Source organism: Arthrobacter sp. YA7-1 (assembly GCF_025960325.1).
In the GTDB taxonomy this organism is placed as follows: domain Bacteria; phylum Actinomycetota; class Actinomycetes; order Actinomycetales; family Micrococcaceae; genus Arthrobacter; species Arthrobacter bambusae_A.
Genome location: NZ_CP110114.1, coordinates 1,209,638 through 1,231,686, shown reverse-complemented (window position 1 = coordinate 1,231,686; position 22,049 = coordinate 1,209,638). Strand labels below are relative to the sequence as shown.

At 64.3% G+C, this 22,049-nt stretch carries 20 protein-coding genes and 1 tRNA gene; 6 read left to right on the top strand and 15 right to left on the bottom strand.

Translation table 11 applies throughout. From position 1 onward, the window contains the following. Nucleotides 1-224: 224 nt before the first annotated feature. Nucleotides 225-866, top strand: a complete 642-nt coding sequence (gene trhA, locus OIT41_RS05800) for a PAQR family membrane homeostasis protein TrhA (protein ID WP_241709490.1) — start codon at nt 225-227, stop codon at nt 864-866. Here the strand turns inward: trhA and OIT41_RS05795 are convergent. From OIT41_RS05795 to mca, 3 genes are all read right to left on the bottom strand, one after another. Next, nucleotides 863-3,091, bottom strand: coding sequence for a thioredoxin domain-containing protein (locus OIT41_RS05795; protein ID WP_264637553.1), 2,229 nt, complete (start codon nt 3,089-3,091; stop codon nt 863-865). The genes trhA and OIT41_RS05795 overlap by 4 nt on opposite strands. Beyond that, nucleotides 3,069-3,374, bottom strand: coding sequence for a hypothetical protein (locus OIT41_RS05790; RefSeq protein ID WP_078105950.1), 306 nt, complete (start codon nt 3,372-3,374; stop codon nt 3,069-3,071). Before OIT41_RS05790 ends, OIT41_RS05795 begins: the two co-directional genes overlap by 23 nt. Before the next feature lie 70 nt (nt 3,375-3,444). Then, on the bottom strand, nt 3,445-4,350 hold the full coding sequence (gene mca, locus OIT41_RS05785) for a mycothiol conjugate amidase Mca (protein ID WP_264637552.1): 906 nt from the start codon (nt 4,348-4,350) through the stop codon (nt 3,445-3,447). A gap of 127 nt (nt 4,351-4,477) precedes the next feature. On the opposite strand from mca, the gene OIT41_RS05780 reads away from it, so the two are divergent. Beyond that, nucleotides 4,478-4,936, top strand: coding sequence for a DUF4307 domain-containing protein (locus OIT41_RS05780; RefSeq protein ID WP_241709487.1), 459 nt, complete (start codon nt 4,478-4,480; stop codon nt 4,934-4,936). 153 nt (nt 4,937-5,089) lie between these two features. After that, a complete protein-coding gene (greA, locus tag OIT41_RS05775) occupies nt 5,090-5,584 on the top strand; it encodes a transcription elongation factor GreA (protein ID WP_078105953.1) in 495 nt (164 codons plus the stop codon). Between the two features lie 148 nt (nt 5,585-5,732). Here greA and ilvA read toward each other — a convergent pair whose 3' ends face one another. Genes ilvA through OIT41_RS05760 form a run of 3 tightly spaced genes read right to left on the bottom strand, consistent with a single transcriptional unit; the run spans nt 5,733 to nt 9,292 of the window. Then, nucleotides 5,733-6,971, bottom strand: a complete 1,239-nt coding sequence (ilvA, locus tag OIT41_RS05770) for a threonine ammonia-lyase (RefSeq protein WP_078105954.1) — start codon at nt 6,969-6,971, stop codon at nt 5,733-5,735. A 3-nt stretch (nt 6,972-6,974) separates the two neighbouring features. Beyond that, nucleotides 6,975-8,300 (bottom strand): AI-2E family transporter, encoded by a 1,326-nt coding sequence (locus tag OIT41_RS05765; RefSeq protein ID WP_372489674.1) that lies wholly within the window; start codon nt 8,298-8,300, stop codon nt 6,975-6,977. A 41-nt stretch (nt 8,301-8,341) separates the two neighbouring features. Then, nucleotides 8,342-9,292: an aldose 1-epimerase family protein gene (locus OIT41_RS05760; RefSeq protein WP_241709525.1), complete on the bottom strand. Its 951-nt coding sequence runs from the start codon at nt 9,290-9,292 to the stop codon at nt 8,342-8,344. 101 nt (nt 9,293-9,393) lie between these two features. On the opposite strand from OIT41_RS05760, the gene galT reads away from it, so the two are divergent. Genes galT through OIT41_RS05745 form a run of 3 tightly spaced genes read left to right on the top strand, consistent with a single transcriptional unit; the run spans nt 9,394 to nt 12,984 of the window. Beyond that, nucleotides 9,394-10,527 (top strand): galactose-1-phosphate uridylyltransferase, encoded by a 1,134-nt coding sequence (gene galT, locus OIT41_RS05755; protein WP_264637551.1) that lies wholly within the window; start codon nt 9,394-9,396, stop codon nt 10,525-10,527. Further along, nucleotides 10,524-11,693, top strand: a complete 1,170-nt coding sequence (gene galK, locus OIT41_RS05750; protein WP_264637550.1) for a galactokinase — start codon at nt 10,524-10,526, stop codon at nt 11,691-11,693. Before galT ends, galK begins: the two co-directional genes overlap by 4 nt. A 52-nt stretch (nt 11,694-11,745) precedes the next feature. After that, nucleotides 11,746-12,984, top strand: coding sequence for an acetyl-CoA C-acetyltransferase (locus OIT41_RS05745; RefSeq protein ID WP_264637549.1), 1,239 nt, complete (start codon nt 11,746-11,748; stop codon nt 12,982-12,984). Nucleotides 12,985-13,061: 77 nt separating this feature from the next. Here the strand turns inward: OIT41_RS05745 and OIT41_RS05740 are convergent, their stop codons facing one another. The 9 genes from OIT41_RS05740 to OIT41_RS05700 all read right to left on the bottom strand — a co-directional run bounded on the left by OIT41_RS05740 (nt 13,062) and on the right by OIT41_RS05700 (nt 22,045). Then, complete coding sequence (locus OIT41_RS05740; protein WP_264637548.1) at nt 13,062-13,949, bottom strand: Bax inhibitor-1/YccA family protein; 888 nt, start codon at nt 13,947-13,949, stop codon at nt 13,062-13,064. Between the two features lie 131 nt (nt 13,950-14,080). After that, the gene (locus OIT41_RS05735; protein WP_366214758.1) at nt 14,081-14,788 is read right to left on the bottom strand and encodes an ABC transporter ATP-binding protein; all 708 of its coding nucleotides are present in this window, start codon (nt 14,786-14,788) and stop codon (nt 14,081-14,083) included. Continuing rightward, entirely contained in the window at nt 14,781-15,668 is an 888-nt protein-coding gene (locus tag OIT41_RS05730; RefSeq protein WP_078105962.1) for an ABC transporter ATP-binding protein, read from the bottom strand. Before OIT41_RS05730 ends, OIT41_RS05735 begins: the two co-directional genes overlap by 8 nt. Continuing rightward, nucleotides 15,665-16,864, bottom strand: coding sequence for a branched-chain amino acid ABC transporter permease (locus tag OIT41_RS05725; protein ID WP_241709482.1), 1,200 nt, complete (start codon nt 16,862-16,864; stop codon nt 15,665-15,667). The genes OIT41_RS05730 and OIT41_RS05725 overlap by 4 nt, the downstream gene beginning before the upstream one ends. Beyond that, nucleotides 16,861-17,880 carry a branched-chain amino acid ABC transporter permease gene (locus tag OIT41_RS05720; protein ID WP_241709481.1) on the bottom strand — a complete coding sequence of 340 codons (1,020 nt, stop codon included), beginning with the start codon at nt 17,878-17,880 and terminating at the stop codon, nt 16,861-16,863. The genes OIT41_RS05725 and OIT41_RS05720 overlap by 4 nt, the downstream gene beginning before the upstream one ends. 79 nt (nt 17,881-17,959) lie before the next feature. After that, on the bottom strand, nt 17,960-19,189 hold the full coding sequence (locus OIT41_RS05715; protein WP_241709480.1) for a branched-chain amino acid ABC transporter substrate-binding protein: 1,230 nt from the start codon (nt 19,187-19,189) through the stop codon (nt 17,960-17,962). Nucleotides 19,190-19,431: 242 nt separating this feature from the next. Beyond that, nucleotides 19,432-19,505: transfer RNA gene (locus OIT41_RS05710), tRNA-Leu, on the bottom strand. 43 nt (nt 19,506-19,548) lie between these two features. After that, nucleotides 19,549-20,469, bottom strand: a complete 921-nt coding sequence (locus tag OIT41_RS05705; RefSeq protein ID WP_264637547.1) for an N-acetyltransferase — start codon at nt 20,467-20,469, stop codon at nt 19,549-19,551. A 142-nt stretch (nt 20,470-20,611) separates the two neighbouring features. After that, nucleotides 20,612-22,045, bottom strand: coding sequence for an NAD(P)/FAD-dependent oxidoreductase (locus OIT41_RS05700; RefSeq protein ID WP_264637546.1), 1,434 nt, complete (start codon nt 22,043-22,045; stop codon nt 20,612-20,614). Between the last annotated feature and the right edge of the window lie 4 nt (nt 22,046-22,049).

Genomic DNA, 22,049 nt, shown 5'->3' with positions numbered 1-22,049 from the left:
CCTTTGAACAGCACGTAAAAACCGAATAAAACAACGACGGCGGCCGGCCCGGTGGGCAGTCGGCCTTCAGTCACACAACAATCGCCACCTCCGGACTGCTGCCGTAGGCGCACCACCAAGGCTACCTTCCCCAGCTGGTCAGTCGGCACACCCGGGCAGCGGAAAACGGTCGCACAACGCATTACTCCGCAGTAACTTATCCGGGCGCGGGTTACGCTTTAACGATGTCGGAGCTGCTCACAATCAAGCCAAGCTGGCGGGGCTGGATACATGCTGTGGCCACGCCATTCGCCGTCGCGGCTGGGATCGTCCTTGTAACTTTGGCGCCTACGACAGATCGCAAAATCGCCTCCGCCATCTACGCTTTGACGGGTGTGCTGCTCTTCGGCGTGTCCGCCGTCTACCACCGCGGCAATTGGGAGCCGAAAGCCAGGATGGTCCTCAAGCGCCTGGACCACACCAACATCATGTTGGTGATCGCGGGCAGCTACACTCCGCTCGCGTGGTCGCTTCTGGAGCGTCCCAAGGCCGTGCTCCTGCTGTGGGTGATCTGGTCCGGAGCGCTGGCGGGAGTGCTCTTCCGGGTACTCTGGACCGGCGCCCCGCGTTGGCTCTACGTGCCCATCTATGTTGCCCTGGGCTGCGGGGCATTGTTCTACTTGCCGGAGTTCTTTGCGGCGAACGTGCCAGCCGCAATCCTGATCTGCGTGGGCGGGGTCCTCTACATCGCCGGAGCGGTTTTCTACGGGATCAAAAGGCCCAACTTCAGTCCGTTGAACTTCGGCTTCCATGAGCTCTTCCATGCCCTCACGGTGCTGGCCTTCGCCGCACATTTCGCCGCGATCATGATTGCCGTGCTGAGCTAGCCGGCGGCCTCCGTCATCGCGTCAAGGCGCTGCACGAGTTCCTCGACGGAGCCAACCGGCAGGTCACACACCATCCCCCGGCACAAATACACCTGCGGCGAGCCGTCCCCGGCAGGCGGGCGGGACTCAAGCAGCGGCACCTCCGGTTCCGCGGCGCGGTCGCCGGACGGCGCGCCGTCGTCGGCGGCTGCATCGCCAACCATTTCGAGCTGGACGGCCACCACCATCCCCGGGCTCGGCGAAGCCAAGAGGGCGCGATGGAGTTCCCACTGCTGTTGGCCCGGAGGGCCGGACACAGCCGCCTCTACGGGGCCGGCCGCGGCCGCCTGGGCGGTCGCCAGCAACCATCCGGCAACCCGCGGTGCCCGTCCGGCTACAGGCGGCAGGAGCGACAGGATGTTGCTTGCCATTGCTCGGTGCTCGTGTGAACCGGAGTAGGCCGCATAGCTCAGCAGCACTCCGGCAAAGGCCGCTGCCCCGCTCGGCGCCGCGTTGTCGAAGGGATCCAGGCCTGCGTGCTGGCCCTGCGCGTTGAATACCTGGGCCGACTCCCCCACGGAATCCGACAACCTGCCGTCCACCACGAAGCGCGCGCAGGCTCCCCTGATCAGCTCCTCCGCCAATCCATACCAACGACGCCGGCCGGTCACGGCGTAGAGAGCCAGGAAGCCTTCGGCGCAAAACGCATAGTCTTCCAATAAGCCGGTAATCCCCCGCGCAGCGCCGTCGTGCGAGACCCTGACCAGTACCCCAGCGCCGGCTTTTGCGGGCGCATCGGCCGCCGCACGCCAATGCACGCGCACCAGGTATTCGGCGAGGCTCTCCGCTGCGGTCACCAGTTCCGGCCGGTCCAGGATCGCACCGGCTTCGGCAAGCGCCGCGATCGCCAGGCCGTTCCAGCCTGCCACGACCTTGTCGTCCCGCGCCGGCTGGGGGCGCGCCGAGCGAGCGGCGCGCAAGACGGGCCTGACGCGGTTCCACAACGTCAGTTCCGCCCCGGACAGTTGGCGCCCGGGATGGAGCGCAGATCCAAGCTCCGAGACCGTTCCGGACGGCCCCACATTCATCATGCGGGCCACGGCGGCACCGTCCCCCGGGCCAAGCACGGCGTCGAGGGCCGCCGGAGTCCACAGGTAGGACGCCCCTTCGTGGTGCGCCCCGTCCAGCACGGTATCGGCGTCGAGCGAGGACGCGAGTCCGTCCGGGGCTGCCGGATTATCCACGCCGAGCGAGTCCAGCATCCAGTCCGCCACCCGCGACGCCACACTCGCGGCCTCGCCGGCCGGCAGGACCCAATCACCCTGGAGCCGGACCCAGTGGACGTAGGCGCGGAGGAGCTGGGCATTGTCGTAGAGCATCTTCTCGAAATGCGGCACGGACCAATCCGCGGTCACGGAATACCGCGCGAAACCGCCGTCGAGTTGGTCGCACAGCGCGGAACGGGCCATGGCGGCGAGAGTGCGGCCGGCCATGTCGCGGGCGGCGTCCGACGTGTCCGACGGCACGGCAGCATGCCGTATCAGGAACTCGAGAACCGCCGACGGCGGGAACTTGGGAGCGCCGCCGAAGCCGCCGTCGGGGTCCTCCGAGCGGGCGAGAAGCCGCACGGCTTCGGACAGCAGGCTTTTGTCCAGGCTTTCGAGCGGCCTGTCGAGGAATACCGCCGAGGAGAGCTGGGCATTCGCCATGCCGACGGCGAGCATCCGCGCGTTCTGCTCGACGGCGTCCCGGCGTTCCAGCCACGCCTCGTGGACCGCTTCAAGCACTTGGCGGAAGGACGGCCTCCCGGGCCGGGCCGTTGGCGGGAAATAGGTGCCTGCGTGGAAGGCCAGGCCTTCGGGCGTCAGGAAGACGGACATCGGCCAGCCGCCCTCGCCGCTGATGGCCTGGGTGGCTGCCATGTAGATCGAGTCCACGTCCGGGCGTTCTTCGCGATCCACCTTGATGGCCACGAACCGTGCGTTCAGGTAGTCGGCGGTGTCTTGGTCTTCGAAGGACTCGTGGGCCATGACGTGGCACCAATGGCACGCGGCATAGCCAATGGAGAGAAAGACGGGAACATCGCGGGCCGCCGCGAACGCGAAGGCTTCATCGCCGAACGGCCGCCAGTGCACGGGGTTGTGCGCATGCTGGCGGAGGTAGGCAGACGGTTCCGAGCCAAGGGCATTGGACGCCCCCGGCCATTCCCGGGTGGTTCCCGGGTCAGCGGGCTCCGGAACCGGCATCGCCGTCGGACTCTTCTGCGTCCGGCTTGCCCTGGACGATTCCGTCAGCCTCAGCGCCGTCAGTCCCGCCAACGAGCGCTTCCTCGACCTGGGCGCGGTAGCGGACCCGCCGGATCCGGCGGACCATGTCCACGATCAGGAAGGTCGTGAGCACCACGATGAAGGCAGTCAGGACGAAACCCCAGGTTCCCGGGGTCACCTGGTCTTCCGACAGGCCGGGGCGCAGCGACGGGGTCGGGGTAGGCGACGGGGTCGTGGCCAGGGCGATGAGAAAGTGGTGCACGGTTCAAACCTTCTATGGGAGTTTCCAGCCGGGTGGCGACTTCTACGCTTGATAGAAATCGCCGGCGATCCTATCTTAGCCCTGCGAACAGGTCCTTTTCGGGCAGTTCGGCCGGGATCCGGGAGTCGATCAGCGTGTAGTCCTCCCACGGCCAGGCCCTGCGCTGCATCTCCGGGGACACCGCGAAGAAGAAGCCAAGCGGATCAACCTGCGTCCGGTGGGCCCGGAGTGCGTCGTCGCGGGCCTCGAAGTAGTCGCCGCAATCCACCTGCGTGGTGGTCTGGTGCATCGGCCGCGGCGGAGTGTGCCCTTCCGCATCGGCTTCCAGCCAGGTCGCCAAGCGTTCGGCGTACGGCGATTGCAGTCCGGCCTCTTCGAGCGCGAAATGCAAGGCACGGAAACGGTCGGGGCTGAAGGCGCGGTCGTAGTACAGCTTGCTGGGCGCCCAGCTTTCACCCGTGCCCGGGTACCGCTCCGGGTCTCCCGCCGCGTGGAAAGCTTCGACGGCAACCTTGTGGGCCATGATGTGGTCCGGATGCGGGTAGCCGCCGTTTTCGTCGTAGCTCACCATGACGTGCGGCTTGAAATCGCGGACCAAGCGGACGAGCGGTGCTGCCGCCCGCTCAAGGGGCTGAAGCGCAAAGCAGCCGTTGGGCAGGGGCGGCAACGGATCGCCGTTGGGCAGTCCGGAATCCACGAAACCGAGCCAACGCTGCTTGATTCCCAAGACCGCTGCGGCCTGCTTCATTTCCAAGCGGCGCGCGCCTGCCATGTCCCGCTTCGGGTGCGGAGCCGACTCCATGGCCGGGTTCTGGATGTCCCCGCGGGAACCGTCGGTGCACGTGGCCACCATCACTTCCACTCCGGAAGCCGCATACATCGCCATGGTTGCCGCGCCCTTGCTTGATTCGTCGTCCGGGTGTGCATGGACGGCGAGCAGCCGGAGCTGCGTGTGGGGGCTGGTGGATGTGCTCATCCGGTACGGTTCCTCTTTCCGGGTCATGCTGTTCTGGGCTTGCTCGTGGCTGTGCTGATCAGGTGTTTCCAACGCGTGCGGCTCCGCCGTGTGCAGGGACGCGCCAGAAGCCCACTAAACTAGGTGGGTGACTTCGGAAGACCCCTCGGGCACGGCGCTGCCGGCAACTACCAGCCTAGCCAATCGCTACGGCAGCCAAAAGCGCGCCTTCGGGGGGAAGACCAAACGCAACATCTTCATCGCTGTCCTGGTCGTGGCCATAGGGCTCTTGTTCTGGGTCACCACGTCTTCTTCGCAGTCGTCTGTGTCATTCAAGGACATCGGCTACAGCGCCACCGATGCCACCCAGCTTTCGGTCGATTTCCAGGTCACCAAGAACCCTGGCGCCACCGCAAAATGCGCGGTCAAGGCCATGGACTCCGGGTTCGGGGTGGTCGGCTGGAAGGTCGTCCAGATCGGCCCGAATGCCCCAAAGGACGGCGCCGACGGCGGCCAGACAACCGCCCAGAGGACCATCCTGCGTACCGAGTCCGCGGCCGTGTCCGCTGTCGTGGACAACTGCTGGATTGTGGACAGCGGCAAATAGCATAGGTGTGACCCGCGACTCAGTGAGCTTGGGTTTGTCCACAGGATTGACTACACTGGATCAATACCTTAACCCCGCTGAGTTGGTTGCTGAGTTCCACGAGTGGCCTGCACCGGCGGGGTCTTTGCTTGTCAGATCCATAAGGAGAAGTCCGTGTCGACCACCAACAGCGCGCCTGCAGCTTGGCTTACCCAGGACGCATTTGACCGCCTGAAGGCAGAGCTGGACCACCTTTCCGGCCCTGGCCGTGCGGAGATCGTACAGAAGATCGAAGCCGCCCGTCAGGAAGGCGACCTCAAGGAAAACGGTGGATACCACGCCGCGAAGGAAGAACAGGGCAAGATCGAGGCCCGCATCCGCCAGCTGACCGTGCTGCTGCGCGACGCCCAGGTCGGAGAAGCTCCGGCCGATGACGGAATCGTCGAGCAGGGCATGGTCGTCGTCGCGCGCATCGCCGGTGACGAAGAAACCTTCCTGCTGGGATCCCGCGAAATCGCCGGCGATTCAGATCTCAACGTCTTCAGCGAGAAGTCCCCGCTGGGCGTGGCAATCATGGGCCACAAGGAGGGCGACAAGCTCAGCTACGTCGCCCCCAATGGCAAGGAAATTCCGGTGGAGATCGTTTCCGCCAAGCCGTTCGCCGGCTAATAGCTCCGCAAAAACAACGACGCCGGCCCACCCCTTCGCGGGGCGGGCCGGCGTTTTGCTTTGTGTTCCCCCAACTGACTCGCAGTTGTTGTCGTTTTGAAGGCTCAAAACGACAACAACTGCGAGTCAGTTGGGCTGGGTTACGGCGTCAGTGCACCACGATCGGGTGGAAGCCCTCCGCGCGAAGGGCTGCCAGGACCTGCTCGCTGTGCTCGTGGCCCTTGGTTTCCAGGTTGACGGTGATGGAGACGTCGCCCATGCTGATCGCGCCTCCCACCCGGGTGTGGTCCAGGCCGGTCACGTTGGCATCGTTCTCGGCGATGATGCGGGCGATCGTGGCCAAGGAACCCGGCCTGTCATCCAGCATCATGCGCACGGTCATATAGCGTCCCGCAGCCGAGAGGCCGCGCTGGATCACCTTGAGCATCAGCATGGGATCGATGTTGCCGCCGGAGAGAATGACGGCGGTGGTCCCCGGGTTTTCGATCTTGCCGTCCATGAGGGCAGCGACGCCGACGGCACCGGCCGGCTCAACCACCATCTTGGCGCGCTCGAGCAGGAAGATGAGCGCCCGGGCCAAGGAGTCTTCGCTCACGGTGACGACGTCGTCCACAAGTTCGCGGATGATGCTGAACGGCAGCTGGCCGGGGCGTCCGACGGCGATGCCATCCGCCATCGTGGACACCTTCTTGAGCGGCACCAGGGCATCGGCGGCGAGCGACGGCGGGTAGGCGGCCGCGTTCTCGGCCTGTACGCCGATGATCCGGATCTCGCGTCCCAGCTCCCTGGCCCTCGCTTTGATCGCGACGGCGACTCCGGCCAGCAGACCGCCGCCGCCAACGCCCATGAGGACGGTGTCGACATTGGGGACCTGGTCCAGGATTTCGAGCCCTACCGTTCCCTGGCCCGCCACGACGTCGACGTTGTCGAAGGGGTGGACAAAGACTGCGCCCGTTTCGTCCGCGTAGCGCTGCGCCTCGGCCAGGGCCTCATCGACGTTGTGACCGTGGAGGATGACTTCCGCTCCGTGGCTGCGGGTCGCAGCCAGCTTCGGAAGCGCCACGCCGAGCGGCATGTAGATGCGCGCCTTGATGCCCAGGCTCTTCGCCGCCACAGCAACGCCTTGGGCGTGGTTGCCTGCCGAAGCCGCGACCACGCCGCGCTTTTTGTCCTCGTCCGACAGGCGCGCCATCCGCACGTAGGCACCACGGACCTTGAAGGAACCTGCCCGCTGGAGGTTTTCGCATTTGAAGAAGACCTCGCCGCCTACCATGGCTCCCAAGGCCCGCGAGGACTCGATGGGGGTCTTGGTAATAATGCCCTCGAGCAGCTCCCGCGCCTTAAGGACATCGTCCAGGGTGACGGGCAGGGTATCGAGGGTATTCACGGGTTAGTCTCCTTTGTTGGTGTGCGCTGCGGCATCCTTGGGGAATGTCCGTTCCGCAGCCGCGTGCTGACCTGCGGCGCCTTCACCGCTGTTGGACCGTGCGGCCGCGTTGGCGCCGGGACGGTGGACTTCCTTGATGGTGGGGTCCTCATCGAAGTCCGGTGCTGCAGTCCCTGCGCCGGCGTACGCCGTCATCAGTCCTTCCTCATGTTCCCACGTCCGCGCGGCAATATAGCGAACCGCCGTATTTGCTACGGCGAGGAGCGGAACCGCGAAGAGCGCTCCCGGGATTCCGGCCAGGTATGAACCGGCTGCGACTGACAAGATCACGGCGACGGGATGCAACGACACGGCTTTGCCCATGATGAGCGGCTGGAGGATATGGCTTTCGAGCTGCTGCACGAACAACACGATGGCCAACATGCCGAGCGCGTTCAGGGGACCGTTGGCCACCAAAGCCAGGAGCACGGCAATGGCTCCCGTCACGAGGGCACCGACCACCGGGATAAATGAACCGATGAACACCAGGACACCCAGGGGCAAGGCCAGGGGAACCTGGATGATGGCGGCCCCGACGCCGATCCCCACGGCGTCCACGAACGCCACGAACATCTGGATGCGCACGTAGCTGACCATGGACGACCAGCCGCGCTTGCCCGCACCGTAAGCCGCTGCGCGGGCAGTCCTGGGCAGGAGTCCTACAATGAACCGCCAGATCCGGGATCCTTCCAGAAGGAAGAAGATCAGGATGAAGAGGGCCAGGACCATGCCCGCGGCGAAATGTCCGGCAGAACTACCGAAGGACAGTGCACCGCTCAGGATGCTGCTGCTGTTGTTCTGCAAGGCCGAGGTTGCGCTCTGGATGTATGTGTCGATCTGGTCCGCGGTCAGGTGCAGCGGCCCGTCAGCGAGCCACGCCTGGATTTGCTGGATGCCGGCAAAGGCTTCCTGCCACAGCTCGCCGAACCCCGCGGCAAGCTGCCGCCCCACCAACGCCAGGGCTCCGGCAATGACCCCGAGGAATCCCACCACCGTGATGGCGACGGCCGCTCCTTGCGGCATCTTGAGCGTCCTGAGCCACCCCGTGACGGGGTAGAGCAAGCCGGCCAGGAGGGAAGCGACCATGAGCGGGATGATCAGGAAGCTGACCCTCCCCAACAGCCAGATGAGGGCTCCCACCACCACCATGATGAGGCCCACCCGCCAGGCCCACGCGGCGGCAATCCGCACTCCGTATGGAATGTCTTGCGCGATGTGAAGCTCGGACATTGGTCCGGACATGGCCGAAACGGGGTCGCGTGGAGGGGTGGCGTCCTGTCTTGGCGTCATTTACCCATAATTCCGCAGGGAGTGCCGGATGGGAAACCCATCTACAGCGCGCCCACAATTCCCCACCTCATGGTGAAGGTCTCCCCTGGTCCAAGCCACCGGAGGCCCTCCCCCGAGTTGAAGGCGTTCGCCGGACCGGTCATGGGCTCGATCGCTACCGCCTTGGAGCGGCCGGGAAAAGTGTCCGTGACGAAGACGTGGGCGAAGGCGCAGTTTTCGTCCTGCTCCAGGGAGACGCTGCGGCCGTCAGGCGCCGAGAGCGTTTGGCGGGCGATGCCGCCGTCGAACTCCAGATCGGTGAACGACACATCGACGTCCAGGCTGCCCACGCTCCGGCCGCCGCCAAAATCAAACTCACCGGAAACAGGCACCGAGCTCCGCGGAATGAGCCGCTCGTCGGCCACGAGCCGCGTTCCGGCGTGGACAGTCAGGACCATCTCTTCCGGCGAAACGTCCCCGATGCGCAAATACGGGTGCGCGCCGAGCACGAAAGGCGCGGGCGCGTCCGAATCGTTGATGAAAGTCTGGGAGACCCGTAGAGCGAGCCCGGCGTCGATCTCGTAATGGACCCGGTGCCGGGCCAGGAAGGGGTAGCCGTGCTGCGGGAAGATCACGGCTTCGAGGGTCACGGAGAACTCGTCTTCCGCCACGAGGGCGTACGACGAGTTGCGCAGGAGCCCGTGGCTCGCGTTGTTGCGGGACACCTCGGTGATGTCCAGTTGTTGCTTCTTCCCGTCGAGGTACCAGATACCGTCCTCGATCCGGTTGGCCCACGGAGCCAGGGTGATTCCGGTGGCGCCGGGCGGCAGTTGCCCGTCGCCGTAGCTCTCGGTGAACTGGACGCCGTCGCGGCTGAACAGCCGCAAACCTGCAGCGAGTTCGGTGACGACGGCGAGCGCGTCGCCGCGGATGATCTCGAACTGGCGCCCGCTGGCAAAGCGGCGGGATACGGTCTCGTCGCCCTGCGCGGGAAATGGTGTTGTGGGAGGCATGGCACCACCGTACTGCATCGCCCGCTTTGCCTGCCTCACTCTCAATGTTCCTTTTTGTTAGATATTTTGCCTTTTTGAGCACTCTGTGGCACCATGAATCCATGACTCGCCTTACCAGCACGCGTCTCGCCGATGGCCGGGAGCTGATCTATTTCGACGACGCCGGCTCACCGGAGCGCGACGCCGGCTCACTGACAGATCACCGCGAGCTGCCGCCGCGCGCCGATCCGGGCGAGTTGCGTTTCGACGCCCTGAGCGGCGAATGGGTCGCCGTCGCGGCCCACCGCCAAAGCCGCACCCACCTGCCGCCCGCGGACCAATGTCCGATCTGCCCCACCACTGCCGCGAACCCTTCCGAAATCCCCGCGCCGGACTACGACGTCGTGGTCTTCGAGAACCGCTTCCCCTCGCTGGGACCCGCGGTCGGAACGATCCCCGGCACGCCCGCCTGGGGCACCTCGGGCCCCGCCTACGGCCGCTGCGAAGTGGTCTCGTTCACCCCCAGCCACACCGGCTCCTTTGCCGAACTCGGCGACACCAGGGCCCGCACGGTCATTGAGGCGTGGGCGCACAGGACCGAGGCGCTCAGCGCGCTCCCCGGAATCCAGCAGGTGTTCCCGTTCGAAAACCGCGGTGCGGACATCGGGGTAACGCTCCACCACCCGCACGGACAGATCTACGCCTACCCCTACATCACTCCCCGCGCGGCGAGCCTCGGTGCCGCCGCCAGCCGGTACTTCGACAACTCCAAGGGCCGGGAATCGCTGACGTCCTCGATCCTCAAAGCCGAACGGCTGGACGGGAGCCGAATGGTGCTCGAAGCAGAGCACTTCAGTGCCTACGTGCCGTTCGCCGCCCGTTGGCCGCTGGAGGTGCACCTCGTCCCGCACCGCCAGGTTCCGGACCTCGCGGCCCTGAGCGGCGAAGAACGCGACGAACTGGCCCACGTCTACCTTGAGCTGCTCAAGCGCCTCGACGCCCTGTATCCAACCCCCACGCCGTACATTTCCGCCTGGCACCAGGCACCCTTGGATCCCGCCTTGAGGCCCTCCGGGCACCTGCATCTGCAACTCACCTCCCCGCGCCGTGCCGCCGACAAGCTCAAGTACCTTGCCGGTTCCGAGGCCGCCATGGGAGCCTTCATCAACGACACCACGCCCGAATCCGTGGCAGAACGGCTGCGTGCCGTCGCCAGCGATTCGCAGCGCGCTATTCCGGAAGGGGCCCCAGCATGACTTCCACTCCCGACGCCCCCGCCGTGGGCGCCTTGTCCGGGCTTTTCGAGTCGACTTTCGGTTCAGCCCCCGACGGCGTGTGGCAGGCACCGGGACGCGTGAACCTGATCGGCGAGCACACCGATTACAACGAAGGTTTCGTGTTGCCCTTCGCGATCGACAAGACCGCGAAGGTTGCGGTCCGGATCCGCCATGATTCACGGGTCCGTCTGCTGTCCACTTTCGGCGGGCAGGGCATGGTCGAGGCCGACGTGGACATGTTGGCTCCGAAAGCAGCCCACGGCTGGACGAAGTACCCGCTCGGCGTGGTTTGGGCCTTGCAGCAACGCGGCGTCCTTGTCCCGGGCTTCGACCTCCTCATGGATTCGAATGTCCCCCTGGGCGCCGGGCTGTCCTCCTCGCACGCCATCGAATGCGCAGTCATCTCGGCCCTCAACGAGCTGAGCGGGGCGGGACTCGGAGCCGAAGACATGGTCCTGGCGACGCAGCGTGCCGAAAACGACTTCGTGGGCGCCCCCACCGGAATCATGGACCAGTCCGCCTCGCTCCGCGGGTCAAAGGGCCATGCGGTCTTCCTGGACTGCCGCGACCAAAGCGTGCAACTGGTGCCCTTCGACGCCGAAGAAGCCGGGCTCGTGCTGCTGGTCATCGACACCAAGGTCTCCCACTCCCATGCCGACGGCGGCTATGCCTCCCGCCGGGCTTCCTGCGAACTCGGGGCGCAGGTATTGGGAGTCCCGGCCCTCCGCGACGTGGGGGTCGGCGATCTGGAGGAAGCCAGCGGCCTCCTGGACAGCACGACTTTCCGGCGGGTACGGCACATCGTCACGGAGAACGACCGCGTGCTGCAGACCGTGGAACGCCTCACCACCCAGGGACCCGCCCACATCGGCAGGCTCTTGGATGCGAGCCACGCCTCCATGCGCGATGACTTCGAGATATCGTGCCCGGAACTCGATCTCGCCGTGGAAACGTCCCGCGCCCACGGAGCCATCGGTGCCCGGATGACGGGAGGCGGTTTCGGCGGCTCGGCCATCGCCCTCACCCCGGTGGGCCATGAGCAAGAGGTGCGCGACGCCGTCGTACTCGCCTTCGCTGCGGCCGGTTTCACGACGCCGGACATCTTCACTGTGACCCCGGCCGACGGGGCCGCACGCCTCGCCTGACGTCGGCTCATTCGCCGCCTTCGGCGAGCCGGCCCCGGCGTAAGCTGGGGGCATGACTGAGGCCGTCATCGTTTCCACCGCCAGAAGCCCCATCGGACGGGCCTTCAAAGGGTCCCTCAAGGACGAACGCCCCGATGACCTCGCCGCGGCCATGGTGACTGCCGCGCTGGCCAAGATACCGGCTTTCGATCCGGGAGCACTGGACGGGCGCGGCCTCGATGACCTCTATCTTGGTTGCGCCGAACCCAGCGGCGAAGCCGGTTCGAACATGGCCCGGGTGGTGACCGTGCTGACCGGCCTGGACACCGTCCCCGCAGCCACGATCAACCGCTTTTGCGCCTCGAGCCTGCAGACCCTGCGGATGGCCTTCCACGCCATCCGCTCCGGGGAAGGCCACGCCTTCGTCTCGGCGGGGGTCGAGTCCGTGTCGCGTTACCAGAACTGGGTCGGGGCAGGCGAAACGGACACCAGCCTGCACAACCCCTTGTTTGAGGCGGCGCGTGCCCGCACGACTGCCCGCGCCGGGTCCAACACCCCATGGACGGATCCCCGCCTGGGTGGACGGATGCCGGACGTCTACATCGCAATGGGACAGACGGCGGAAAACGTCGCCACGAGCCGCGGAATCAGCCGGGAAGAGCAGGATCTGTGGGCGGTCCGGAGCCAGAACCGGGCAGAAGCGGCCGTTGCTTCCGGTTTCTACGCCCGCGAGATCACGCCTTACACCCGCAAGGACGGAACCGTCGTGGAGCGCGACGATTCACCACGCTCCGGCGTCACGCTTGAAGCGGTCAGCGCCTTGCAGCCTGTCTTCCGGAAGGAAGGGACAGTGACAGCCGGCAACGCATGCCCGCTCAACGATGGCGCCGCGGCCGTGGTGGTCATGAGCGACGTCAGGGCCCGGGAGCTTGGCCTCGAGCCGCTGGCACGCATCGTCTCGACCGGCGTCAGTGCACTTTCCCCGGAACTCATGGGCATGGGACCCGTGGAGTCCTCGCGCCGGGCCCTGGCCTTGGCGGGCCTTAGCATGGCGGACATCGACCTCGTGGAGCTCAACGAGGCCTTCGCCGTCCAGGTGGTGGCGAGCGCACGTGAACTCGGCATCGATCCGGAGAAGCTCAACGTTCATGGCGGCGCCATCGCCCTGGGGCACCCGTTTGGCATGACAGGCGCCCGGATGACCACCACCTTGCTCAACGGCCTCCGGGAACGGGATGGGACCTTGGGACTGGCGACCCTGTGCGTCGGCGGTGGGCAGGGCATGGCGGTGGTCTTCGAGCGGCTGTCTTAGGTCCCTGGATTTCGCACACGCGTAATGCCCCCAAAGACGCATCTTCGGGGGCATTACGCTGAGCCAATCCTGGGAGGCTAGTCGTCGCCCCGCAGGATCGCCAACAGGCGGATGATTTCCACGTAGAGCCATACGAGCGTGACGGTCAGGCCAAAAGCGGCCGTCCAGGAGTACTTCTCCGGAGCACCGTGCCGGACGCCCTGCTCAATGCTCGTGAAGTCCATGACCAACGAGAACGCGGCCAGGCCGATGGCCAGGATCCCGATGAAAACGCCCAGCGGGATGCCGAAGATGTGCACGCTGCTGCTCAGGCCGAACGGCGACTGGACGGCGCCGGTCCACAACAGGACCATGTTGATCACCGAGAAGACGAGGTAGCCGAGGACGGCGATCATGAAGAAGCGCATTGCCTTGGGGGTTGCGCGCACCTTGCCGCTCTTGAAGAGAGCCAAGGTTACGCCGAACACCGCGAGGGTGCCGATGACTGCCTGCAGGCCAACGCCCGGGAACATACCGTCCAGCAGGCGGGTCAGGCCTCCGAGGAACAAGCCCTCAAGGCCGGCATAAGCCAGGATCAGCGCTGGCGAAGGCTGCTTCTTGAAGGAGTTGACGATGCCCAGCACGAAGCCACCCAACGCGCCGACAACCATGAGGAGGTTTGCCGTGCCGGGAGCAACGAACAAGGTGACGGCTGCGCCAATCAACAGCACCGCGAGGCAGGCCGCGGTCTTCACGATGACGTCGTCGAAAGTCATACGGCCCGTCTCGGCCGGACCGGCCGCGGGCTGGTTGTACATCTGCTGCAGCTGATCGCTCGTCATGGGCTGCTGCGCGGTCCAAGCCGGCTGGCCGTACTGGTTTTGGCCGTACTGGGGCTGGCCGTGGGAGTAGCTGGGAACAGGCGGAGCCTGTGTGGCTCCACGGAAATTCTTTCCGTTGAAGATCGGGTTGCCGCCGAGTGCCATGGTGGGTGTCCTTCTTGCTGTGGGTGCGAAGTGATAGTTCACGCTACCAATTCCCACGCTTGGTCCGCACCGAAAGTTCCACCTCCGTCGATGCCGGCACCCGCTCCTTGAGAGGGTGCCGGCACACGCGGCTATCCGACGCCGAGGTACGCTTCCTTGACCGCCGGGTTGGCAAGCAGTTCCTTGCCGGTGCCCCGGTGCGTAATCGACCCGGTTTCAAGCACGAAAGCACGGTGCGCACGGGCGAGCGCCTGGTTGGCGTTTTGCTCCACCAGGAGCACCGTGGTGCCTTGGTTGTTGATCTCCGTGACAATCTTGAAGATCTGGCGGATGAACTGCGGAGCAAGCCCCATGGAAGGTTCATCCAGCAGCAACAGCTTGGGGTTGGACATCAGCGCCCTGCCAATCGCGAGCATCTGCTGTTCGCCACCGCTCATGGTGCCGCCAAACTGCTTGATACGCTCCTTCAACCGTGGAAACAAGTCGAAGACACGTTCCAGGTCTTCTGCCACCTTGGTCCGGTCCTTGCGGCCGTAGGAACCCATGTCGAGGTTCTCCTCCACCGTCATGCCAGGGAAGATTCCACGTCCCTCCGGCGCTTGCGAAATGCCCTGGACAACACGGATGTGGGCCTTCATCCTGGTGATGTCCTGGCCGGCAAAGGTGATGGAGCCGGCCGAGGGAGCCAGCAATCCGGAAATCGTCCTCATGGTGGTGGTCTTTCCGGCACCATTCGCGCCGATGAGCGAAACGATCTCGCCTTCTTCCACGCTGAATGACATGTCGGAAATCGCCTGGATCCGGCCGTAGTGGACGGATACGTTCTTCAGCTCAAGCAAGGTCATCTTCAGGCTCCCCGAGATAGGCGGAAATAACTTTCGGGTCGTCGCGAATGATCTTGGGCAACGCGTCCGCGATCTTTTTGCCGAACTCCAGGACCACGATCCGGTCGGTGACGCCCATGACCAGCTTCATGTCGTGCTCGATGAGCAGGACCGTGTAGCCGTCGTCGCGGATGGTCCGGATCAGGGCCATGAGCTCTTCCTTCTCCGCGGGATTGAACCCGGCCGCAGGCTCGTCCAGGCACAGGACCTTGGGATCCGTGGCCAGTGCCCGCGCGATTTCCAGGCGACGCTGGTACCCATAAGGAAGGTGCCGCGACAGGAAATGGGCGTGATCGGCGATGCCCACGAATTCAAGCAATGCCATGCCGCGCTCGATCGAGGTCTTCTCTTCCCTCACATGGGTCGGCAGGCGCAGGAGAGCCCCGCCGACACTCGTGCGGTGGCGCGCGTCGAGGCCGACAACCACGTTTTCCAAAGCCGTCATCTCACCAAAGAGGCGGATGTTCTGGAACGTCCGCGCCAAGCCTCGCCGGGTGATCTTGTGCTGGGGCAGTCCGTTGAGCAACTGGCCTTCCAGCAAGACCTTTCCCGAAGTCGGCTTATACACCCCTGTCATGGCATTGAAACACGTGGTTTTTCCCGCACCGTTGGGACCAATCAAACCGAGGATTTCGCCCCGGTTGATATCGAACGTGACGTTGTCCAGGGCGACCAGGCCACCGAACTTGATCGTCAGGTCCTGGACCTGGACCAGGGCTTCGCCCACCTTGGTGGCGATCTCCCTCTCGGGTGCCACCTTCTCGGCGACATCAAGGTCCACACCCTGCTCCTTGAGTGCGTCGACGTCGATATCCGGTTCGATCGCTTCACTCATTTGTCAGCCCCCTTTCCCGGTTCCAGGACGACTTTGCCCGAAGGAGGGATATCGCCCACGGCACCCTTGAGCTTGTTGTAGGCCAAGCGTCCATAGGCGAGGAGGCTCTGGCGTGCCGGCAGGAGGCCGCCGGGACGGAAAATCATGATGATCACCAGCGCCGCCCCAAAGATCAGGTACTTGAACTCCGCAATCGCAGTGAAGCGGAGTGGGATATATGCCACCAACGCACCGCCAAGGATCGCACCCACCTTGTTTCCCGTGCCGCCCATGACGACAGCGGCGACGAACAGGATCGAGGTGGCGATATCGAATTTCTGGTTGTTCACAAAACCTACCTGGCCGGCGAACAACGCACCCGAGAGTCCGCCCACGGAAGCGCCGATCGCGAAGGCCCACACCTTGTACTTGAAGGTGGGGACACCCATGATTTCGGCAGCGTCTTCATCCTCGCGGATGGCAATCCACGCCCGTCCCACCCTGCTGCGCTCAAGGTTTCCGGCAGCAAGGAGCACCACAATGATGATGGTCAGCGTCAGCCAATACCACGGGGTTCCGTTCGAATTCTGGAAGATCGTTTGTCCGCTGGAATCCGTACCAGGCGGGTGGCCGACATTCTGGAAGCCGACCTGGCCCTTCATGGCCGGAATGATGGTGGCCAGAATGCGTACGATCTCACCGAAGCCGAGCGTGACGATCGCCAGGTAGTCGCCGCGGAGGCGAAGCGTGGGAACACCCAGGACCACGCCAAAGAACATGGCGACTGCCATCGCCAATGGCAGCGTCCACAAGTAGGGAATGTGCACATACGGCGAATCCGGACTGGTGAACATCGCTGCGGTATAGGACCCCAGGGCGAAGAAGGCCACATAACCCAGGTCGAGGAGGCCCGCATAGCCGACCACCACGTTCAGGCCGACAGCCACCAGGGCATAGACAGACATCTGCGCGAGTGCGATTTGCCAATTGTTGCCCGGTTCCGTCGTGATCAACGGCGGATTGAGGATAGGAAGCAAATACGCAAGGACAACAACGACGATCAGGATCAGCCACTGGGTCTGGCGCGGGAGCGCATTCCATTTGTCACTGAGCCCCGGGAACCAGCCCTTGCGCTGCCGCATCTTGGCTTCGCGGTCGGCAATCTCCTGTGCAGAAGCATCATCGGGAATAAGTGTGGGGCCGTCTGTTGTGCTCATGCCTTACTCTTTCCTAGCGAGCTACCCAAGACACCTTCGGGTCGCACAATCAATACCAACACCAGGACCACGAACGCGACAACGTCCGTCCATTGGGAACTGCCCAGGAGCACCTGGCCGTAGTTGCCAATCAAACCGATCAGCAGGCCGCCCAGCAAAGCACCGCGGACATTGCCGATGCCTCCAAGGACAGCGGCCGCGAACGCTTTGACGCCCAGGATGAATCCGCCGTTGTACTGCACGCCGGACGGAATTTTCATGACGTAGAACAAAGCAGCCGCGCCGGCCAGGATGCCGCCGATGATAAAGGTGGTCACAATGATTTTTTCCTTGTTGACACCCATCAGGGTTGCAGTATCCGGATCCTGCGCCACTGCCCGGATGCCTCGGCCGGTCCGGGACCGCCTAATGAACTGATCAGTGGCGATCATGAGGATAACCGCGGCGACGATAATCACAACCTGCTGCGAATCGACGATCGTCCCGAAGACGTCGAATATCGCGAGCGGCCGGAACATTGTGAGCGCAGCTTCCGGGCTCGGTCCACGCCACCAGTAGATGGTGTACTGGATGGCGAAAGAAACACCGATGGCGGTAATCAAGAATGCCAGTCGGGGCGCCTTACGTTGACGCAAAGGTTTATAAGCCACCCGTTCCACGATCACTGCCATCAGGGCTGAGGCGATAATGGCGACGACGAGGGCGAGAATAAGGTTTCCCACAATGGCCCAAAAACCCAGCCTAGGAGCGGAGGGGCCGAAATTCAGGGCGCTGAGGGTAAAGAACACTCCGTAGCAGCCCGTGATGAACACTTCCGAGTGGGCAAAGTTGATGAGGTTGAGAACGCCGTAGACGAGGGTATAGCCGAGGGCAACCAAGGCGTAGATTGCGCCGAAGGTCAACCCGTCAAAGGTGGAACTCCAGAAGTTTTGGGTAAAGGAGTTTACGTCGAAGGTGATCCACGTGTCGTCCACGGGAACCGAGTGGAGCAGGGTGGGAATTACTTCACTGATCATGGCACTTTCCTGATGTAATCAAAAGAAATGCTGGGGGTCGGCATGGATGCTAACCCCCAGCATTCATCTGGGCTCGGTGTTATTTTCCGATGACGCCGATGGGAACGATCTTGCCGTTCTCAACTTTGTAGCCGTAGACATCAGGCGTTGCCAGTTCGCCGGTTGAATCCCACTTGTAGTGCTTCGACAGGCCGTCTGCGTCGTAGGACTTGACCCAGGACAGCAGGTCCGCGCGGGACTGCTTGCCCTTGTCGATGCCCGAGAGCAGGACCGTGACGGCGTCGTAACCTTCGATGGAGTACGTTCCGGGCTCCGCGTTGGCCAGCTTCTTGTACTCGCTCTCGAAGCTCGGGATCAGCTCGCCCGGGATGCAGGGGCAGGTGAAGTACGCGTTGGACGACGCATCGCCGGCCAGCTTGATGAACTGGTCATCCTTCACTCCATCGGGGCCCACGAAGGATCCGGTGAATCCCTTTGCGACCAGCTGCTGGTCGAAGGGGGCACCCTCTGCGTAGTAGCCGGCGTAGTAGACCGTGTCTGCCTTGGAGTTCATGATCTTGGAAATCACGGCCGAGAAGTCCTTCTGGCCCGTGACGACCTTGTCGGATCCCACCATCGCGGAGCCAAGGGCGGCGGACGTTGTGGTTCCCAGACCAATGCCGTAATCAGAGTCGTCCTGGACCAGGTAGACCTTCTTTGCCTGCAGCTTGTCCGTGAGGAACTTTGCTGCCGCAGGACCCTGGACGGCGTCATTGCCGAGGGCCCGGAAGAAAGTGGTCCAGCCGTTCTTGGTCAGGCTCGGGTTGGTAGCGGAGGGCGTGATGTGCACCAAGCCCTTCTGCTCGAAGATGTTGCCGGTGGCCTTGGACTCTCCGGAGAACGGCAAGCCCACCACTCCGATGATGTCCGGTTCGGAAACAATCTGCGTCACCGGGCCCGTGGCCTTGTTCGGATCGCCTTCAGTATCGAATTTCTTGAACTGGACCTGGCAGCCGGGGTTCGCGGCGTTGTGCTGGTTGATGGCCAGCTGGATGCCGTTGAAGATGTTGATACCCAGCTGGGCGTTTGGTCCTGTCTCGGCACCGGCATAGGCAAGGGTGGTGGTGGACGGGCATGTCCCCTTTCCATCGCCTGCAGGCAAAACAGCTCCGGCAGGAACGTCGACTTTGGAGATCGCGGGGATATTGACCCTGCTGCCGCCACCCGAGGTTTCCGTGCCGCTGGGAGCGGTCTGGTTCGCACAGCCCGCTACGAGCATGCCAAGGGTGGCTGCTGCTGCAATCGCCGAAATGACTTTCTTCCTGTACATAAATAGCCTCCGCGGTGCGTCTGATTCGTGGTCATTCGCCCGAAGTCACTTTCACTTCGAACATGTTCCATGAGAGTACTACCAAATATGTGTCCTAGAACACATATACGCAGGTCAGGATCTAATAACGGTGTGTCACCGCAGTAACCGGAGAGCTCTTCCCGTGAACGCGGGGTTAAATCCTTGTCACGGCACAGCTTGGCGCAAACAAAGAAGGTGGCGCGGCCCGCATTTCTCGTGCGTGCCCCAGGTGGGACTCGAACCCACAACATGCGGATTTTAAGTCCGCTGCCTCTGCCAATTGGGCTACTGGGGCGCCCGGATAATGGTAACCCAGCGCACTCCCCTCTTTTGGCCTCCTACCGCGCTTGGAAGGGCGCGGCATAACGAAAGGTTCCGCTGGCGCCGTCGGGCCATGCTTTGAGGGGCAAGAGCTGGAAATGGTCTCCCCACCCTGCGTCGGGGGCCGACACGCCCAGCTTGCGGGCGGGAAGAAATCCGAAGCGAGGGTAGTACTCGGTGCTGCCCAGCAGGGCGATGCCCGGCTCCCCCGCCTCCTCGGCCCGCCGGGCCGTTTCCCGCAAAAGCGCAGATCCGATGCCACGCCGCTGGAGGTGCGGCTGGACGCTGATGGGGCCCAGTCCCAAGAGCCGGAGTTCTCCGACCCTGCCGCGGGTGCAGATGACGTGGCCTACGATTTCCCCGCCCATCTCCGCCACGATGCTGAACTCCTGCAGGTACTCATCGGAGTCGAACAGTTCCGTCAGCAGCTTCACTTCGGCCGGGACTCCTTCGACGGGCAATCCGGTGACCGCGCTCGTGGAAAACGCGGCCGCCGTGAGCGCCAGCACCGACTCGCGGTCCGCCGGCCGCTCCGTCCGCAGCACTACGCCTTGGCCCAGCAGCTCCAGCACTTCCATGGCGTGCCGCCGCTCAGTGGACGGAACCAAAAGGTGGTCGTGATGGAACCCGGCGAGGACGTTGCAGCTGATGCCGGCCGCCGTCAGGGCGGAGCTGACTGCCGCGGTGAGCCCCACGGCTTCCAGCGCGGAGTGGATTTGAAGAGTGATCCACGCGGCCACGAAATCGTAGGACAGCCCCAGGCGGCTGGCTTCCTCCCGCCGCAGTACCACGGTGAGGCCTTCCGCTTCGCGGACAGCGGCTTCGATATTGCCTTCAAGCGGTCTGCCGTGCGGCCACAAAGCGTAGACGTAGTCGCCCTCCCGAATCACGGGATGCATGGATCTCAGGAGGGTGGTCAGATCGCTTTCGCCAGCCATGCTGCAAGTCTAGGACCCGGCGTCGCGGAGATGCCGAACCGCCGCCGCGGACCGGACGGCAAGGCACGAGGAATAAAACGACGACGGCGGCCGCCTCCCGCGTGGGAGATGGCCGCCGTCGGCGGGACTGCTTGAGGTGCTGCTACTTGGCGTCAGCCGTGACCGGAGCCTTGGCTTCGGAAGGTGCGGGTGCGGCGGCCGGCTTGGGAGCCGGGGTGGCCGCGGCAACGAAGGCTCCGCGCGGGTTGTCGAGGTCCAGCAGCTGCGTGGTGTCGCGGCCCATGGTCATGCCAAGGATCCAGTTGAAGATCACGCGGACCTTGCGCTCACCGGTGGGGATCGCCAAGCCGTGGTAGCCGCGGTGTGCCAGCCAGGCGAGCCCGCCCTTGAGGCCGATGCGGCCCAGGAGGTTGATGTTGGCAACGCCCTTCCACTCGCCGAAGCCGGCGACCGCACCGAGGTTCTTGTGCTTGTAGTCACCCATTGGCTTGTCCCAGCGGGAGGCCCACAGGTTCTTGGCGAGGCGCTTGGCCTGGCGAAGGGCGTGCTGGGCGTTCGGAACACAGGTGCCGTCCGGCAGGCCGCTGCCCGTGAGGTCCGGAACCGCGGCGATGTCGCCGGCGGCCCAGGCGTTGTCGATGATGCCTTCGTCGCCAGCGATCCGCAGGTCCGGGAGGACGCGGACGCGTCCGCGCGGCTCGAGCGGGAAGTCGGTGGAACGGATCATCGGGTTGGCCTGCACGCCGGCGGTCCACACGAGGGTGTCGGCTTCGAACTCCTGGGCAGGGGTCTTGTCCGGCAGGTTGATGAGCTTGAGGCTGCCCTCTGCGTTGTCGAGGGAGGTGTTGAGCAGGACCTCGATGCCGCGGCTGCGGAGGTGTCCCACAACCCACTCGGCCTGGGCTGCGGTGACCTCGGGCATGATGCGGCCCATGGCTTCGACCAGGACGAAGCGGACTTCCTCCTGGCGGATGCGCGGGTTGTTCTTGACGGCAGCGCGGGCGAGGTCTTCCATCTCGGTGATGCACTCGATACCGGCGAAACCGCCACCCACCACCACGAAGGTCAGGGCCTTGGCGCGCTCGGCGGCGTCGGTCATCGTGGAGGCGACCTCGATGCGCTCAAGCACCTTGTTTCGCAGGGCGACCGCTTCTTCGATGGTCTTCAGGCCAATGCCTTCGTCCGCCAGGCCCTTGATGGGGAAGGTGCGGGTAATGGCACCGGCGGCAACCACGACGTCGAAGTAAGGGATCTCGAAGTTGTCTCCACCGTCGGCCGGAGCAACAACGGCGGTGCGGTTCTGGTGGTCGATGCTGGTGACGCGGCCCTGGATGAGTTCCGTCTGCTTGAGGTGCTGGCGGTGCGAGATGACGGCGTGGCGTGCCTCGATGTTGCCGCCTGCCACCTCGGGGAGGAAGGGCTGGTAGGTCATGTAGGGAAGAGGATCGACGACGGTGACGATGCCGCCGGCGTTCGCGATCTTCTTCTGCAGCTTGAGTGCTACGTACAGGCCGACGTATCCGCCGCCGACAACGAGAACACGGGGACGGTCAATGAGCTCAGGGGTGGTTGCCATAAGA

Coding starts and splice junctions, on each gene's coding strand:
- OIT41_RS05705 (WP_264637547.1), bottom strand. CDS start 20,469: ATGGCTGGCGAAAGCGATCTGACCACCCTCCTGAGATCCATGCATCCC.
- OIT41_RS05765 (WP_372489674.1), bottom strand. CDS start 8,300: ATGACGCCAAGACAGGACGCCACCCCTCCACGCGACCCCGTTTCGGCC.
- galT (WP_264637551.1), top strand. CDS start 9,394: ATGACTCGCCTTACCAGCACGCGTCTCGCCGATGGCCGGGAGCTGATC.
- OIT41_RS05745 (WP_264637549.1), top strand. CDS start 11,746: ATGACTGAGGCCGTCATCGTTTCCACCGCCAGAAGCCCCATCGGACGG.
- OIT41_RS05760 (WP_241709525.1), bottom strand. CDS start 9,292: ATGCCTCCCACAACACCATTTCCCGCGCAGGGCGACGAGACCGTATCC.
- galK (WP_264637550.1), top strand. CDS start 10,524: ATGACTTCCACTCCCGACGCCCCCGCCGTGGGCGCCTTGTCCGGGCTT.
- trhA (WP_241709490.1), top strand. CDS start 225: ATGTCGGAGCTGCTCACAATCAAGCCAAGCTGGCGGGGCTGGATACAT.
- OIT41_RS05730 (WP_078105962.1), bottom strand. CDS start 15,668: ATGAGTGAAGCGATCGAACCGGATATCGACGTCGACGCACTCAAGGAG.
- OIT41_RS05700 (WP_264637546.1), bottom strand. CDS start 22,045: ATGGCAACCACCCCTGAGCTCATTGACCGTCCCCGTGTTCTCGTTGTC.
- OIT41_RS05740 (WP_264637548.1), bottom strand. CDS start 13,949: ATGGCACTCGGCGGCAACCCGATCTTCAACGGAAAGAATTTCCGTGGA.
- OIT41_RS05795 (WP_264637553.1), bottom strand. CDS start 3,091: ATGCCGGTTCCGGAGCCCGCTGACCCGGGAACCACCCGGGAATGGCCG.
- OIT41_RS05720 (WP_241709481.1), bottom strand. CDS start 17,880: ATGATCAGTGAAGTAATTCCCACCCTGCTCCACTCGGTTCCCGTGGAC.
- mca (WP_264637552.1), bottom strand. CDS start 4,350: ATGAGCACATCCACCAGCCCCCACACGCAGCTCCGGCTGCTCGCCGTC.
- OIT41_RS05715 (WP_241709480.1), bottom strand. CDS start 19,189: ATGTACAGGAAGAAAGTCATTTCGGCGATTGCAGCAGCAGCCACCCTT.
- OIT41_RS05725 (WP_241709482.1), bottom strand. CDS start 16,864: ATGAGCACAACAGACGGCCCCACACTTATTCCCGATGATGCTTCTGCA.